Raw genomic sequence first — 15,897 nt, 5'->3', positions numbered from 1 at the left:
ACTCGAAGTAAATTGGGGTGACTGATGGGGCTCGAACCCACGACAACCGGAATCACAATCCGGGGCTCTACCAACTGAGCTACAATCACCACGGTATTTACTTTGTTTTCAAATGGCGCACCCGGAAGGATTCGAACCTTCGACCAACGCCTTAGAAGGGCGTTGCTCTATCCAGCTGAGCTACGGGCGCATCGAAAACTTCATAGTTTGCCTGTAAGCTATTCTATTATAAAAATAAAAGAAGTGGTCGGCGATGCAGGATTTGAACCTGCGACCCCTTGGACCCAAACCAAGTGCGCTACCAAACTGCGCTAATCGCCGATGCTTACGATTGCCTGCGAGTGACCTCGTTGACAACGGGGTGCATAATAGTGATTTGCCTGGGAGAGGTCAAACGTTTTTTGCATAAAATAAATCAATCGGTCATTTTTAGTTCATAATGGTTAAATATTGCAAAACTAAGCTGAAATTTAGACGCTTTTTTTGAAAACACCGGTTTATAACCTAAAAGCAACTTGGCGCTTCGGGCCTTTTCTGCGAAAATAGCCTGCATATTAAAAAAGCATTAATAAAATTAATTTTTTGCATACACCCCTCTTTATATGCAAATGCTTTTAAAATATAAGTATCGAAGTTTATTTAACCCCAATTAAAGGTCCCCCATGACGGCAAACATCATTGATGGTAAGGCAATCGCAAAACAAGTACGTAGTGCAGTGGCTGAGCGCGTAAGCGAACGCGTTGCAAACGGTTTACGTGCACCCGGTTTAGCAGTAGTACTGGTAGGGCTTGACCCTGCAAGCCAAGTTTACGTTGGCTCTAAGCGTAAAGCGTGTGAAGAAGTAGGATTTATTTCAAAGTCATTTGATTTACCTGCGCAAACCAGCGAAGAAGAACTACTAGCATTAATTGATGAGCTAAATAACGATGGCGAAGTAGATGGTATTTTGGTGCAACTACCGCTACCTGAAGGCCTAGATGCAGAAAAGATTTTAGAACGTATTACACCACATAAAGATGTAGACGGTTTTCACCCTTACAATATTGGCCGCTTAGCGCAACGTATGCCGGCGCTGCGCCCATGTACACCCAAAGGGATTATTACCTTATTAGATTCAACGGGCGTGCGTTACAAAGGGATGCATGCGGTAGTTGTTGGTGCCTCTAATATTGTTGGCCGTCCTATGTCGCTTGAGTTATTACTTGCCGGTTGTACTACAACGGTATGTCACAAATTTACACAAGACTTAGAAACCCATGTGCGCCGCGCAGACTTATTAGTAGTGGCCGTAGGTAAACCTGAATTTATACCTGGTGAGTGGGTAAAAGAAGGTGCGATTGTGATTGATGTAGGTATTAACCGTTTAGATACAGGCAAGTTAGTGGGCGATGTTCAGTACAGTGTTGCAGAGCAAAAAGCTGATTTTATTACTCCTGTACCGGGTGGCGTTGGCCCAATGACTGTAGCAAGTTTAATTGAAAATACCCTCGAAGCATGTGAAAAATACCACAGTTAATTTAATGCCTTAGCATTAAAAAAGGGTTGCCAACTGGCAACCCTTTTTAGTTTAAAAGCTACTTTAACGCATTTACGCTTTACGCCACGTTGTTTTACCTGCTGAGTCTTCAAGCACAACACCGAGTGCATTTAGTGCATCACGTGCTTCATCAGCAGCAGCCCAATCTTTGTTTGCGCGCGCTTCATTACGTTTTACAATCAGCGCTTCGATAGTGGCCACTTCATCATCATCTTGCCCGCCTTGCAAAAACGATTCAGGTGCTTGCTGGGCAACACCAAGTACTTCGCCTATGCTGCGTAGCACAAATGCTAACTGCCCTGCTTGCTGTGTATCGGTGTCTTTAACACGGTTTAGCTCTTTAGCCAATTCAAATAACACCGGTAACGCCTCTGGTGTATTAAAATCATCATTCATGGCTTTTCTAAATTTAGCCACGTACTCATTGTTTTCAATATCGCACGTAATTGGCTCAACACCACGAAGTGCTGTGTAAATACGTTCAAGCGATGAACGTGCTTGATCTAAATTTTCTTGCGAGTAATTTAGCTGGCTACGGTAATGCCCTGATATTAAAAAGTAACGAACTGATTCAGCGTCATATGTTTTTAATACCTCACGCACAGTAAAAAAGTTGTCTAATGATTTAGACATTTTTTCTTTATTTACTTGTACCATGCCTGTATGGATCCACGTATTTACATACTTGCCATTGTTTGCACAGCATGATTGCGCAATTTCGTTTTCGTGATGCGGAAACTGTAAATCAGAGCCGCCACCGTGAATATCAAAATGCTCACCTAAATGCTTTGAGCTCATTGCTGAACATTCTATATGCCAACCCGGACGCCCTTCTCCCCACGGAGATGACCAAGAAGGCTCGCCTGCTTTTGCTTTTTTCCACAATACAAAATCAAGCGGATCGTCTTTATCTTGTGCAACCTCTACGCGAGAGCCTGCTTGGAGCATACTTAAATCTTGTTGCGATAGTGCGCCGTACTGCTCAAACGTAGAAACATCAAAAAGCACGTCGCCGTCGTTTGCTACGTATGCATGGCCCTTTGCAATTAAGCGCTCAACCATTTCGATAATTTCATCCATATGGTTTGTAACCGTAGGTTCAATATCTGGGCGCAGCATGTTTAGGCTATCAAAGTCTTCGTGCATGGCTTGGGTCATACGCAAAGTTAGGTCATTAATTGACTCGCCATTTTCGTTTGCGCGTTTGATTATTTTGTCATCTACGTCGGTAATATTACGTACGTATTTTAAGTCGTAACCAAGGTGGCGAAGGTAGCGGACAATAACATCAAACCCGACAAATGTACGCGCATGACCGATATGACAAAAATCATAAATGGTGATACCACACACATACATGTCGATTTTGCCTTCGACCATAGGTTTAAACTGCTCTTTTTGTCGCGTGAGTGTGTTGTATATTTGTACCATTTACTTTTAGTCCTTGACTGTTTGCTGAGTTGGCTATGTTAACACTTGAAAAGCCCCCGCTCTAGCGCTTTTTATACCCAAACCACCTCAATGCGCGTGTTTAAGCTGGAATTAAAACCAATTTAGGCAAGGCCTTGATTGTATGTAATAGAGGTTCTGTTGTTAAAATTAATAACACTGTAAAAATCAGTTTTAAACCACCCTGTTTATTGCTTAATAGGCTCTTGCTCTGTGCGTGGTTATATATTGAAAAAAATACCACAACGGCAAAATACCGCCTCGATATTAACCCCCTGTAAAACGCACAAGTATATACCTTGGGCAGCTTTGGATATATTGAACAAGCACTTTGTTTATCTTAGTTAACTAAGATAAAATAGCGCGACTAATTAAACCAGATATAGGAAACCACATGGTTGTTCTACACACTAATTTTGGTGACATCACCATTAAAATGTTTGAGCAAGAAGCTCCAAACACAGTTAAAAACTTTTTAGAGTACGCAAACTCAGGTTTTTACAACGGCACTATTTTTCACCGCGTAATTGACGGCTTTATGGTGCAAGGCGGTGGATTTGTACCTGGTATGGAACAAAAAGACGTTAACGACCCAATTCAAAACGAAGCAAATAATGGCCTATCTAATAAAGTAGGTACATTAGCAATGGCGCGTACGCCTGATCCACATTCAGCAACAGCCCAATTTTTTATTAACGTTAACGACAACGACTTTTTAAACCACAGCAGCGAAACTTCGCAAGGCTGGGGTTACTGTGTATTTGCTGAAGTAGTTGAAGGCATGGACGTAGTAAATAAAATTAAAGGTGTAGCAACAGGCAGCGCTGGTTTTCACCAAGACGTACCGCTTGAAAATGTAATCATCGAAAACGTTACTGTAAGCTAAACGTTTACTCATACACTGAGTAATTAAGCGGGCATGGTACATTATGTATGCGCCCGCTTTTATTTAACCTAACTAGATGCCTCTATGACTTCTCAAACCTACTTTATTGCAGACTTACACCTAAGTGAAAACCGCCCAGATATTAGCGAGGCTTTTTATCGCTTTATAAATACACACATTATTGGTAAGCCCGTAGATGCACTGTATATTTTAGGTGATTTTTTTGAAGTATGGGTTGGGGATGACTACGTAACAGAATTGGCTAGTGAGGTTGCAAAGCATTTAAAAGCCGTTAAAGATGGCGGTACACCAGTGTACTTTATACACGGTAATCGCGATTTTATTATGCGTGAGCAATACGCTAAACGCGCAGGTATGGTATTGCTAAACGAGCAAACGGTTATAGATTTATATGGCACTCCCACTGTTATTTTGCACGGTGATGAAATGTGTACTCAAGATATTGAGTATCAAAAGTTTCGTAAAAAAAGTCGCGGTTGGTGGTGGCCTAAATTAATGTTAGCAATGCCACTATGGTACAGAAAAAAAATTGCTCGCAATGCCAGAGAAAAAAGCAAATTAAGCCAAGCCGACAAACCCATAGAAATTTTAGACGTAGTAGATGACGCCGTACTAGCGATGTTTGCCAAGTATAATGTAAGCAACATGATACACGGCCACACCCACCGCCCTAACGTACACACTTACACTGTAGGTAAGCAAACACTAACACGCACTGTGCTTGGTGATTGGTATACTCAAGGCTCATATTTAGTGGTTACTCCACAAGGTCAAAAACTCATTAATACGCCCTTCGCATAATCTCAAATCCTGACTATTATTTAAGTACTTTTTGGTAATAGGATAAGGATATATGTATAAAGCTATTTATTGTTTGGTGCTTTGTTGCATTTTTTCCAAAGGGTACGCCTCAGAAAATTGGCAGCTTGTCGCCGAAAACTCCCCACCCTATATTGGTGAGCGCTTAATTGATAACGGCTGGGTTACTGCCTTAACTAAAGCGGCCTTAGCTAATCAAAATATTAATAACGACATCGAGTTTACCAGCTGGAACAGAGCGCTGGAGCTTACCAAAATAAATAAAAAAGATGCAATTTTAGGCGCTTTTTATACAAAGTCGCGTACTGATCTTTTTTATTATTCGCGCCCACTTGCTAACGTATACGTTGGACTATTTAAGCTCAAAGACAGACAAATAAACTATGACGGCAGTATGGACTCTTTACAGCCATACAGTATTTGTAAAGGCGTTGGCTACGCAGTAAGTGAAGTTTTTTCTGAAAGTAATGGACTGGCCGTAACCTCAACTCGCGGGTTAATTAACAGTTTATATATGCTTCAAAAAGGACGAATAGACTTAGTAGCAGGCACTAAAGAAGTGGGTGAATACTGGTTAAAAAACACCGAAAAGCTTAATGAACCCGGCGCGCCACAAGTTGAATATATTTCGCCCGATTTAGAGCATCATCAACTGCATGTTATGTTTCCAAAGTCTGACCCTGATGCAAAACAAAAAAGAGACGCGCTTGAACAAGGCTTTTCTACTATTTTATACAATGGCACCGCAAAAGAGCTATTAGTAAAACATGGCTTTTCTCAAAGCACGGCGCTTGAGCTCATAGACTTTATAGAAAGAAGTAGCACACCTAACTAACCGGTGTGCTTGAAGAGCTAAATAACACTGCTTTAATTAGTAACTAGTGCAGGAGCGCCACTGTGAAATTTAAAGTCTTCATCAGGGCTAGTGATCAAATCAGCCTCAATTTTACCAAAAAAGTCGACTCGCTCAGTAATATCAAAATCAGCAATTTCTTGTGCCAGTGTTAAGTAATCTTGATAATGGCGCGCCTCAGAGCGAAGCAATGAAATATAAAAATCGCCTAAGCGTTTATCAACATGTGGAGCAAGTGCAGCAAAACGCTCACATGAGCGAGCCTCAATATAAGCACCTACAATTAGTTTATCGACTAATGCATTAGGCTCAAACGTTTTAACGTTACGTAGCATCCCTTTAGCGTAACGACACGGTGTAATACTGCGGTACTCTACTCCATACTCGTCCATTATTTCGAGCACTTGATAAAAGTGATGTAATTCTTCTTTTATTAGCATCACCATTTTATCTATTAAATCTTGCCCGTAAGGTGAGTTAGACTTTGGGATAATAGATTTTGTAAGTTTATTTTTAGCCGCTAAATCACGCCAATTACCTTCGCGTTTATAAATAAGTGTTTCAAAGGGCTTTAGCCATTCAAGTAATGCATCGCTGCTGTCTTTATCTACCGCGTACTTACGAATTAAAAACATTGCACTTTGCGCTGCTTTTAACTCACAAATTAAGTGATCGATTAAAATAATCGATAAATTTTCTTTTTTTACTGCCTCAATAACCCATTCATTTGGGGTTTCACACAATAAAAAATTATTAATAGGGGCTAAAAGTTCGCTATGTGGCACAGGGCTGCTCGTTACTTCAAATAATAAAAAGCCATTTTAACACGAAAAATAACGAAGAATAAAACGAGCTAAAACAACCTCTTTAAAATGTTAATAAGCAGTTAACTTGACTTTGTATATGAACTAAACCATAAATATAGGTACTGTATAAAAAACAAACTAACTAAAACTAAATTATAACCAACAGTAATACGTTCCTTTTATGGAGTACCGCTATGATACTGAACCACCTGTGGGGCATTTATGCCCACCCACTCGAAGAATGGCAAACAATAGATAACCGCCACGAAAGCCTGACTTATAGCCTGTCGCATATTTTACTTATTGCATTATTTCCATCGATTATGGGGTATTACTCATCGGTGTATTTAGGCTGGAGTATTGGTGCGGGCAACCCAGTATTTTTAACGCATGAAAGCGCACTGCTAATTGCCGTGGCTATGTATGGTGCGTTAATAGCCGGTGTGTTTGCACTGGCCTATTTAGCCCATTGGATGGCCGTTACATTTGGTGCTAAACCTACCTTTACACAAACGCTTGAACTTGCCGCTTATACTGCTACACCCGTGTTTATGTCGGCCTTAGCCGCTTTTTTACCTGAGCTGTGGTTTGTTGTTTGCGTAGGTATGATTGCCCTAGCCTACTCGGTGTACTTGCTTTATACAGGCGTGCCAATACTAATGCATATTCCACAAGAGCGCGGCTTTATTTATGCCAGCTCTGTTGTTACCTGCGGGCTAATTTTATTGGTAATAATTTTAGCTGTAACCGCAATACTTTGGACTAACGGCATTGTGAGTCCAATGTTTACCTAATCAACCACGTTGTTTGATATGAAGTGTTCCCTTTCTTTCCTTCGCAAAAAAGGAGCTAATTAGCTCCTTTTTTTATGTCTGATTATGTTTAATCACACATTAATCAGCTTCGTTGGCATCTTGATTGTGTATTTCAAGGCCTGATGACATGGCGTTTTCGCGGTTACTTTTAGCCGAGTCGTTACGCAATTGATCAATATGGTTTAAGTAATCTTGATCGATATCACCGGTAATGTATTGCCCATCAAATACAGAGGTTTCAAACTTAGTAATTTCTGGGTTTTCTTGGCTTACAGCGGCAATTAAATCGTTTAGCGATTGAAAAATTAAGCCATCAGCACTGATGCTTTGGTTAATGTCTTCAACTTCGCGGCCATGCGCAATAAGCTCTGCGGCAGATGGCATATCAATACCATACACATTAGGAAAACGAATTTCTGGTGCTGCTGAGGCAAAATACACATTTTTTGCTCCGGCTTCACGGGCCATTTCTACAATTTGTGCCGAGGTTGTACCGCGTACAATTGAATCATCAACCAGTAAAACGTTTTTACCTTTAAACTCACGGTCAATCGCATTTAGCTTTTGACGCACTGACTTTTTACGCATTTCTTGGCCAGGCATGATAAATGTACGACCAATATAACGGTTTTTAACAAAGCCTTGGCGGTAAGGTAAATCAAGCATACGGGCAATTTCTAACGCCACATCGCATGAGGTTTCAGGAATTGGGATAACAACATCAATGTCTTTATCGCTCCACTCACGCGCAATTTTTTCACCCAGTTTAGTACCCATGTTTACACGCGTTGCGTAAACCGACATACGATCGATGGTTGAATCAGGGCGAGCAAAATAAACAAACTCAAAAATACACGGCGCATAAGAGGCTTTTTCAGCACAACTTTGTGAATGAAATTGGCCATCTTCAGTTACGTAAATCGCTTCACCTGGTGCAACGTCACGCACAAATTCAAAGCCGTCTGGCTTTAATGCTACGCTTTCTGAGGCAAACATGTACTCAGTGCCTTTAGGGGTTTCACGCTTACCAAATACCAAAGGACGGATACCATTAGGGTCACGAAATGCTAAAACACCGTGGCCAATAATCATCGCAATAGCGGCGTAGCCACCGGTTACTTTGTTGTTTACTTCGGTCACTGCAGTGAAGATGTCTTCAGCGTCTAAATGTAATTTGTCAGACTTACTTAGCTCATGTGCCATGATATTAAGTAGTATTTCTGAGTCAGACGTTGTATTAACGTGACGACGCGCTTCTGAGAACAGTTGCTGCTTTAGAGTTTCAGCATTGGTTAAATTACCATTGTGCGCAAGCGCAATACCAAATGGTGAATTAACGTAAAACGGCTGCGCTTCAGATGAACTTGACGAGCCAGCAGTAGGGTAACGTACGTGGCCAATACCAATTGTGCCTTGTAGTCGTTTCATATGGCGGGTGTGAAACACATCCTTTACTAGGCCATTTGCTTTGCGCAAGCTAAACGTATTGTTTTCAATGGTAATGATGCCCGCGGCATCTTGACCTCGGTGCTGCAAAACAGTTAAGCCATCATAAATCGCCTGATTAACAGGAGATGTTCCGACTATCCCAACGATACCACACATGTAATTTATCCTCGCCGATTAACGGTTTACTGAATTTAAAAAGCTCGAGTTGTTTTCTAGGTACGAAAAGAACCATTCAACAACAAAGCCAAATTCTGGAATCAAAATAGAATTGCCCCACCAGTGCGTGTTTGGTGCACCAGTAAAAGCATCAAGAAAGAAGAGTAACGCGCTCACGACCAACACGCCTCGTAACGCACCAAAAACAATGCCGAAGACACGATCGGTGCCAGATAAACCAGTACGTTGTACAAGCTCACCTAAAATGTAGTTTAGTAAACCGCCTAACAGTAGCGTCGCAAAGAAGAGTATGGCAATGGCCGCCGCATTTCTTAAAAGGGGTTCAGAAATACTTGTTAGGAAGGAAGCTAAATATTGGTAAAACAAACTAGAGATGATAAAAGCGCAAGCCCATACTGCTAATGACATAGCTTCTTTAACAAAGCCGCGTATTAAACCGATGATGGTAGACAGTGCAATGATGCCAAGAATGGCGTAATCAACCCAGATCATATTAACCAATTAGTCGCTATTTTGGGGCGCATTCTATACCCAAACCTCGTTAATATGCAAGTTAAAGCGGGAGATAACCAGCAACTAGCACGTACAAAAACTTATCACTTTAACGGCTATTTTTAGCCCTTAAATACAAAAAAAGCCTTACTATAGTAAGGCCTTTTAAAATCAATTAGAGACACTGTATTGGGTGACTTTACCGTTTAACTTGGTAAGCGCTTTAAGCTCGGGTAACTTTTTGGTCAGCTCCCCCTTATCAAGCGAGGGCCCAACAAACACTTTAGTCAATGTGCCGTTTGGCGTTTTAATTGGTTTTGTAAACGTTTTAAAGCCTTTCGCTTTAAGCTTAGCTTGTAAGGCCTTAACATTAGCCGCATGGGAAAAACTACCTAGCTGAATTACATAGGCCATATCAGTGAGGTTTTCTTCACTTTTACGTGGTGCAATAGGTTTTGCTTTTACCGGCTCTGGCGCTTTCGCTACAGGCTCTGGCGCAGTTTGAGGCTCTATGCTTGCTTCGACTATTTCAGGCTCTGCTGCGTATTGGCTTTGTTTGCTTGTTAGCACATCGTCATCGGCAGCTATGTCTTCAATTTGCTCTTGTTTTAAAGGCTCAGCCTGCGCTACTTTTTCATCTATAGACTCTTGAAGGTCAATAGTTTTAAACTCAGAGCGTTCAGGGATAGCTTTAAAGCCCTCTTTGTAGTGGACCTTTTCGCCATCGAGTATATTAGGAATAAACACAATTGCTGCGATCACCACAATACTGGTTCCGACTAAACGATTTATAAAACCTGAGTTCACCGACTTTCTCTCTATTTTTTAAAGTAGTTTATAGCATCTGCAACAGTAAAAAATGACCCAAACACAATTAAAAGCGTATCACTTTGCTGTGTAGGCATAATTACATTAAGTGCTTCGTGCACACTATTATAGCGTTCATGCGTGCCTGTATGAGGTATAGTTTGCAACGCCGCGGCCATATTTTCAACGTTATCGCCACGAGGTATATGCAAGCTAGTAAGAGACCAGTGATCAATTACATGGCTTACCTCTTTAAGTACACCCGCTTTATCTTTATCAGCAAGCATAGCGACTAATGCATGAATTTTAAAGCCTTTATCTTTATAGCTTGCAAGCTTTAGTGCTAAATAACGAGCAGATTCGGGGTTGTGAGCTACATCGGTAAACACTAAAGGTGCAGTGCTTAATTGCTCAAAGCGCCCCTCAACAACTAAGTTAGCTAAACAATGCTTAATTACCTCATCACTTGGCAATAAATTTAGCACAGCTAGGGTTGTTAAGGCCGTTGCTGCATTTTGTGCAGGGATAGCTGGCTTATCTAACAGCAAATTATAATTTTTATATTGCCATGTAAAATGCGCTTCGTGCTCTTTGAATATAAAATCAGTACCGGATATAACCATGCCTGCTTTAATCTCAGCACCGTAATCGGTCATTGTATGTGGTATGTTTAAATCACCAATAATAGCCGGCGTGTTTTGACGAAATATACCTGCTTTATCATAAGCAACTAACTCTCGTGTATCGCCTAGGTATTCTTTATGATCTAAATCTATGGTGGTGATCACGCTTGCATAAGGTGTAACAATATTGGTGGCATCAAAGCGCCCGCCCAAACCAACCTCAAGCAGCACATAATCAACCTCAAAGCGTTTAAAAATAGCCAGCGCACCTAGGGTGCCATATTCGAAATACGTAAGCGCCGTGCTAGCGCGACCTTGCTCTAGCGTGTTAAAGGCATCCACATGGTATTGATCATCAAGCTCTTGGCCATTTATGCGCACACGCTCGTTGTATCTAATTAAATGAGGAGAGGCATACGTACCTACGCTGTAACCTTGCGCAAGTAATAGCGATTCTAAACAGCGTGCAGTTGTGCCTTTGCCGTTTGTGCCGCCAATAAGAATAATTTTGCTGGAAGTGTTTAATAAGCCAATGTTATTTGCAACAGTAGCAACGCGTTCGAGTCCCATTTCAATATTTGCAGGGTGAACACTCTCTAAATAACAAAGCCAATCATCAAGGCTTGATGATTGGCTAGGAATTGTATTTGTCATAGCGTGTAATCAGTAAAGCTGAAATTTACGCTACTCTATGCTCTTGTTCGGTAGAAGGCAAGTTCATAAATTTAGCAAGTACGCGTGCTAATGTGTCGCGCATTTCACGACGGTCAATAATCATATCAATTGCACCGTGCTCTAATAAGAACTCACTGCGTTGAAAACCTTCTGGCAAGGTTTCACGCACTGTTTGCTCAATTACGCGCGGACCCGCAAAGCCAATTAAAGCTTTTGGCTCAGCTACGTTAATATCACCTAACATCGCTAATGATGCAGATACACCACCCATGGTTGGGTCGGTCATTACTGATATAAACGGCAGGCCTTTTTCGCTCATTTTAGCAAGCGCAGCGCTGGTTTTAGCCATTTGCATAAGCGACATAAGTGCTTCTTGCATACGTGCACCACCTGAGGCAGAAAAACACACTAATGGCATATTGTGCTCTAAACATTGGTCTACGGCATCAACAAAACGTGCGCCTACAACCGAAGCCATTGAACCACCCATAAATGAGAATTCAAAAGCAACCGCGGCAACAGGAATACCTTTTAAGCGGCCCTTCATTGCTACTAACGCGTCTTTTTCGCCACTTGATTTTTGGGCTGCGCTAATACGGTCTGAGTATTTTTTAGAGTCTTTAAACTTTAATACATCTTTAGGCTCGTGCTCAGTGCCAAGCTCCGTGCGGTCACCTTCATCTAAAAAGTGCTCTAAACGTTTACGGCCGCTCACACGCATGTGATGGTCGCATTTAGGACATACGTTTAACGATTTTTCTAGTTCAGCTTTATATAAAATTGAATCGCAAGCTGTACATTTAGCCCAAACGCCTTCTGGAATTTCTTTACGACCTGACGACTTAGTCGTTTTAGGTAAGATTTTTTCTAACCAACTCATTTGCAACTCTCTTAATGCTGTTCTGTGTCGCGAGTCTGCTAATAAGTAGCAGACAGATTTTTTCAATTAAAACATGAATTACACAAACACGGTATAAAAAACTGGTCTTAGTAGTTAGATAAACGCTTATAAATTCAACACTAACATTCCGAGTCAGGTAAAAATAATGGCCCTAGTGGGGTTTTAGGAATATTAAAGTGTTCTGGGTAATCTACATCTACTAAATAAAGACCCGCGGCTTTTGCTGTGGCACTGGCTTTAGCACGCTCTTTTAAATCTAATAGCTCTTTTAACCATACAGGTTGGTGCTTGTGTAGGCCTATATCCATTAAACAGCCGGTAATATTACGCACCATATGGTGTAAAAAAGCGTTCGCTTTAATATCAATAATAACGTAATCGCCCTGGCGTTGTACCGATAAATGATGAATAGTTCTGTTTGCTGTATTAGCTTGGCAATGCAGCGCTCTAAAAGAGGTAAAGTCGTGCTCGCCAATTAAGTACTGACACGCCTCTTGCATTTTTGTTTCATCAAGTGGGTGATGAAAGTGCGTAACGCCTTCATTCATAACTGCGCCTCTATAAGCGTAATTATAAATAACATAACGATAACGACGCGCTGTTGCGCTAAAGCGTGCATGAAAGTCTTCACTAACAGGTTGAGCAAAACGAATCGCTATATCTTTAGGGAGTAACGTGTTCATTCCCATAGTAAATGCAACCATCTCACGGGGAGCATGGGTTTCAAAGTGTACAACTTGACCAGTGCCATGCACACCTGCATCTGTGCGGCCCGCACACACTATTTCAACCGGATGATTACAAATGCTCGACAACGCTTTTTCTACTTCTTGTTGTACGCTATTTACATGAGACTGACGTTGCCAACCACTGTAACGTGCGCCGTTGTATTCAACTCCAAGTGCTACTCTCATAATTACTGCTTTACCTACTGTGCTAATGAACGGGGCATTTTATGCTATCTCGCGGTGCAATAAAAGTAACCTCGTCTATTTATAGTTATTCGCAAAATTAAGTAATTTATTTTACCCCAATAAAACACAGCGATAAGTTAGTGAACTTTTAACGTCCTGGGTTTAATAAACGTCTAAAACTAATTAAGTGCTTTTTATAGGTTAGAGTTATTCGTACCTATAAAAAAACCGCATTAACAAAGCTAATGCGGTTTTTATAATCATGAATGCTCTAGTTAAGTTTAGCTTTTAAACTTTGCGCTTCTTCTTGTACATCTTCAGGGCCACTTTCAATAACATCTTCAATCACTTTAAGGGCTGAGTCAAAGTCGTCAATTTCAATGTATGCTCGTGCCAAATCAAGCTTGGCAGAATAACCACCGCTTTCTAAGTCAACATCTGTTGGGTTATCGCCTGCAAGTAACGAATCAAAGTCACTTAACCCTACGTCCATATTAACCTCGTCATAGGGTTCATGCTCAAGTACTGAGTCATCGCTTTGTTCAAGTAGCGCGTCAATATCAACAAAATCATCGGTTGTAGCCTGCTGATCATTTTGCGAAGGCTCTTCTTGCACCGCTTTCGCTTCAACTTCAGTGTCTAAGTCTTCGTTTAATAGGCTATCAAAGTCGACATCAAATTCGCTGCTATCTTCTAAATTTAACTCATCCGGTTCACCTAACTCACTAAGCAACGCATCAAAATCGGTTTGCGTTAAGTCAGCCATAAACTCATCGTCTAGCTGCTCGTCGGGTATAACGTCTTCATTAGTTTGATCATCAGCAGCCTGTGTTAGCTCGGCTTCTAATTGCGAATTTGTTATTTCATCTTCAACGTCTTCTGAAAGTGCTTGTTCTAAAATTGCATCGTCAAAATCAGGCTGTTCCTGCGCACTATCCGTTGTTTTCGCCTCACCTAGAGGTTCCTCTTGCGGTAAAGGCGCATCAAGCTCATCATCAATCAGCGGCTCGTCATCTAGGTCGGCTTCTAATGCATCAATACCAGTGTTACCAGCAAGTGCATTTGCTAAGTCTTGCTCAGCTTGGCTTGGCGCCATACCGCTTGCTTGCCCATCAAGTTCATCACCTTGTAACTCTTGCGGACTATATGATTGCTGATCATCTAAATCAATTTCGTCATCGTTATCAAGCTCTAACTCAGGGTACTCGTCAAGTTCTTCACTTGGAGTTACTTGCTCATCTAATAATGCATTGAGCTCGTCGTCTAGCTCATCAACGCTTTGCAATAAATCATCATCGAAAACCCCTTCGTCTCCATCCGTATTTTCAGATAAATCTAGCTGGCTTTCATCATCAGTTAATTCATCTAGTGATGACGGCACTTGAGCGTGGTTATCATCTGCACCTATATCATCGGTATGCTTCGGCTCAAGCTCTGGCTCTGAAAAATCGTTATCAATGAGTAACTCATCATCAAAGTCGTCTTCTAAGCTATCTAATTCACTGCCTGAAAGTGCGTTTGCTAAGTCTTGTTCAGCTTGGCTTGGCTGCATGCCTGTTGCATCACCATCAAGCTCATCTCCCAATAACTCATCAGGAAGATATTGCTGTTGCTCTGTTACATCTAACGTCTCGGGCTTATCATCTGAAAAGTCTATATCATCACTAAGCGTATCATTTATAGCATCATTTTCAGGTTGAGTATCTAAAAGCGGACTCGCTGGTGTTTCTTGTGAATCAAGCGGATCGTCACCTAAATCAACCTCTACCTCTTCAATGTCATCATCAAGATCATCTAACGCCCAATCAGGGTTTTCAACATAGTCTTCGTCTGTAGCCTGCTGTAGCTCGTTGAGTAATTCATCAACACTTTTTAGGGTATCGTCAGTGTACTCTTCCTGTGCATCTTCTGGGTCGAGTAACGTTTCTGAACTATCTGTAAAGTCAGTGTTTTCAAGCAAGTCAGCATTAAGCTCTGGTTCCTCGCGAAGCTCTGGCTCATCTGCAAGTTCTGGCTCACCTTCAAGCTCTGGTTCTTCTTCGAGCTCAGGCTCTTCTACAAGCTCGGGTTCTTCTTCAAGCTCAGGCTCTTCTACAAGTTCAGGCTCTTCTACAAGTTCAGGCTCCTCTTCGAGATCTGGCTCTTCTTCGAGCTCTGGCTCTTCTTCGAGCTCTGGCTCTTCTTCGAGCTCTGGCTCTTCTTCGAGCTCTGGCTCTTCTAAAAGCTCAGGCTCACCTTCAAGCTCTGGCTCTTCTACAAGTTCAGGCTCTTCTACAAGCTCGGGTTCTTCTTCAAGCTCAGGCTCCTCTTCAAGCTCTGGCTCTTCTTCGAGCTCAGGCTCTTCTTCGAGCTCAGGCTCTTCTACAAGTTCAGGCTCCTCTTCGAGATCTGGCTCTTCTTCGAGCTCTGGCTCATCTACAAGTTCAGGCTCATCTGCAAGCTCGGGTTCTTCTACAAGCTCGGGTTCTTCTACAAGCTCGGGTTCTTCTACAAGCTCTGGTTCCTCGAGAAGCTCTGGCTCATCAATAAGTGAAGACGCTAATGTTTCAATATCATCTTCGTCAAAATCTTCCTGTGCATCAGCTAGATCTTCGACTGAATCAGCTAATGCGCTATCAATATCTCGCTCAGTATTATTATCTGTTGCTACTTGAGCGGCAGATGAATCTTCA

The 15,897-nt window shown here is 41.6% G+C and carries 14 protein-coding genes and 3 tRNA genes; 5 read left to right on the top strand and 12 right to left on the bottom strand.

The features are described 5' to 3' along the window. Window positions 1-13 precede the first annotated feature (13 nt). The 3 genes from PAT01_RS18530 to PAT01_RS18520 all read right to left on the bottom strand — a co-directional run bounded on the left by PAT01_RS18530 (window position 14) and on the right by PAT01_RS18520 (window position 321). Window positions 14-89: transfer RNA gene (locus tag PAT01_RS18530), tRNA-His, on the bottom strand. A 24-nt stretch (window positions 90-113) separates the two neighbouring features. Then, window positions 114-190, bottom strand: a tRNA-Arg gene (locus tag PAT01_RS18525). Window positions 191-244: 54 nt separating this feature from the next. Next, window positions 245-321, bottom strand: a tRNA-Pro gene (locus PAT01_RS18520). A 341-nt stretch (window positions 322-662) separates the two neighbouring features. On the opposite strand from PAT01_RS18520, the gene folD reads away from it, so the two are divergent. Beyond that, the gene (folD, locus tag PAT01_RS18515) at window positions 663-1,517 is read left to right on the top strand and encodes a bifunctional methylenetetrahydrofolate dehydrogenase/methenyltetrahydrofolate cyclohydrolase FolD (protein WP_029772557.1); all 855 of its coding nucleotides are present in this window, start codon (window positions 663-665) and stop codon (window positions 1,515-1,517) included. Window positions 1,518-1,589: 72 nt separating this feature from the next. Here the strand turns inward: folD and cysS are convergent, their stop codons facing one another. Continuing rightward, the gene (cysS, locus tag PAT01_RS18510) at window positions 1,590-2,969 is read right to left on the bottom strand and encodes a cysteine--tRNA ligase (RefSeq protein WP_096041402.1); all 1,380 of its coding nucleotides are present in this window, start codon (window positions 2,967-2,969) and stop codon (window positions 1,590-1,592) included. Window positions 2,970-3,381: 412 nt separating this feature from the next. Here cysS and PAT01_RS18500 point away from each other — a divergent pair, with 412 nt between their 5' ends. The 3 genes from PAT01_RS18500 (at window position 3,382) to PAT01_RS18490 (ending at window position 5,548) form a co-directional block, all read left to right on the top strand. After that, on the top strand, window positions 3,382-3,873 hold the full coding sequence (locus PAT01_RS18500; protein ID WP_024032242.1) for a peptidylprolyl isomerase: 492 nt from the start codon (window positions 3,382-3,384) through the stop codon (window positions 3,871-3,873). 84 nt (window positions 3,874-3,957) lie between these two features. Next, window positions 3,958-4,695 (top strand): UDP-2,3-diacylglucosamine diphosphatase, encoded by a 738-nt coding sequence (locus tag PAT01_RS18495; protein ID WP_055253121.1) that lies wholly within the window; start codon window positions 3,958-3,960, stop codon window positions 4,693-4,695. Window positions 4,696-4,747: 52 nt separating this feature from the next. Beyond that, window positions 4,748-5,548, top strand: coding sequence for a substrate-binding periplasmic protein (locus PAT01_RS18490; RefSeq protein ID WP_004586889.1), 801 nt, complete (start codon window positions 4,748-4,750; stop codon window positions 5,546-5,548). A 32-nt stretch (window positions 5,549-5,580) separates the two neighbouring features. Here PAT01_RS18490 and miaE read toward each other — a convergent pair whose 3' ends face one another. Continuing rightward, on the bottom strand, window positions 5,581-6,351 hold the full coding sequence (gene miaE / locus PAT01_RS18485; protein WP_004586888.1) for a tRNA isopentenyl-2-thiomethyl-A-37 hydroxylase MiaE: 771 nt from the start codon (window positions 6,349-6,351) through the stop codon (window positions 5,581-5,583). 215 nt (window positions 6,352-6,566) lie between these two features. Here miaE and PAT01_RS18480 point away from each other — a divergent pair, with 215 nt between their 5' ends. Continuing rightward, window positions 6,567-7,166 (top strand): Yip1 family protein, encoded by a 600-nt coding sequence (locus PAT01_RS18480; RefSeq protein WP_004586887.1) that lies wholly within the window; start codon window positions 6,567-6,569, stop codon window positions 7,164-7,166. A 99-nt stretch (window positions 7,167-7,265) separates the two neighbouring features. On the opposite strand, the gene purF is transcribed toward PAT01_RS18480, so the two are convergent. From purF to PAT01_RS18445, 7 genes are all read right to left on the bottom strand, one after another. Continuing rightward, window positions 7,266-8,792, bottom strand: coding sequence for an amidophosphoribosyltransferase (purF, locus tag PAT01_RS18475; RefSeq protein WP_004586886.1), 1,527 nt, complete (start codon window positions 8,790-8,792; stop codon window positions 7,266-7,268). 18 nt (window positions 8,793-8,810) lie between these two features. Further along, window positions 8,811-9,305: a CvpA family protein gene (locus PAT01_RS18470; RefSeq protein ID WP_004586885.1), complete on the bottom strand. Its 495-nt coding sequence runs from the start codon at window positions 9,303-9,305 to the stop codon at window positions 8,811-8,813. A gap of 171 nt (window positions 9,306-9,476) precedes the next feature. Further along, window positions 9,477-10,112 (bottom strand): SPOR domain-containing protein, encoded by a 636-nt coding sequence (locus PAT01_RS18465; protein ID WP_029772564.1) that lies wholly within the window; start codon window positions 10,110-10,112, stop codon window positions 9,477-9,479. 11 nt (window positions 10,113-10,123) lie between these two features. After that, the gene (gene folC / locus PAT01_RS18460) at window positions 10,124-11,389 is read right to left on the bottom strand and encodes a bifunctional tetrahydrofolate synthase/dihydrofolate synthase (protein ID WP_024032246.1); all 1,266 of its coding nucleotides are present in this window, start codon (window positions 11,387-11,389) and stop codon (window positions 10,124-10,126) included. Window positions 11,390-11,414: 25 nt separating this feature from the next. Next, window positions 11,415-12,290: an acetyl-CoA carboxylase, carboxyltransferase subunit beta gene (gene accD, locus PAT01_RS18455; RefSeq protein WP_024032247.1), complete on the bottom strand. Its 876-nt coding sequence runs from the start codon at window positions 12,288-12,290 to the stop codon at window positions 11,415-11,417. Window positions 12,291-12,430: 140 nt separating this feature from the next. Beyond that, window positions 12,431-13,225, bottom strand: coding sequence for a tRNA pseudouridine(38-40) synthase TruA (gene truA / locus PAT01_RS18450; RefSeq protein ID WP_054983053.1), 795 nt, complete (start codon window positions 13,223-13,225; stop codon window positions 12,431-12,433). Window positions 13,226-13,496: 271 nt separating this feature from the next. Next, window positions 13,497-15,897 (bottom strand): FimV/HubP family polar landmark protein (locus PAT01_RS18445; RefSeq protein WP_318299771.1); only part of this gene is annotated, 2,401 nt, incomplete at its 5' end.

Origin of the sequence: Pseudoalteromonas atlantica, from assembly GCA_007988745.1 — a bacterium.
In the GTDB taxonomy this organism is placed as follows: domain Bacteria; phylum Pseudomonadota; class Gammaproteobacteria; order Enterobacterales; family Alteromonadaceae; genus Pseudoalteromonas; species Pseudoalteromonas atlantica.
This window is presented reverse-complemented; position numbering and strand designations above follow the sequence as displayed.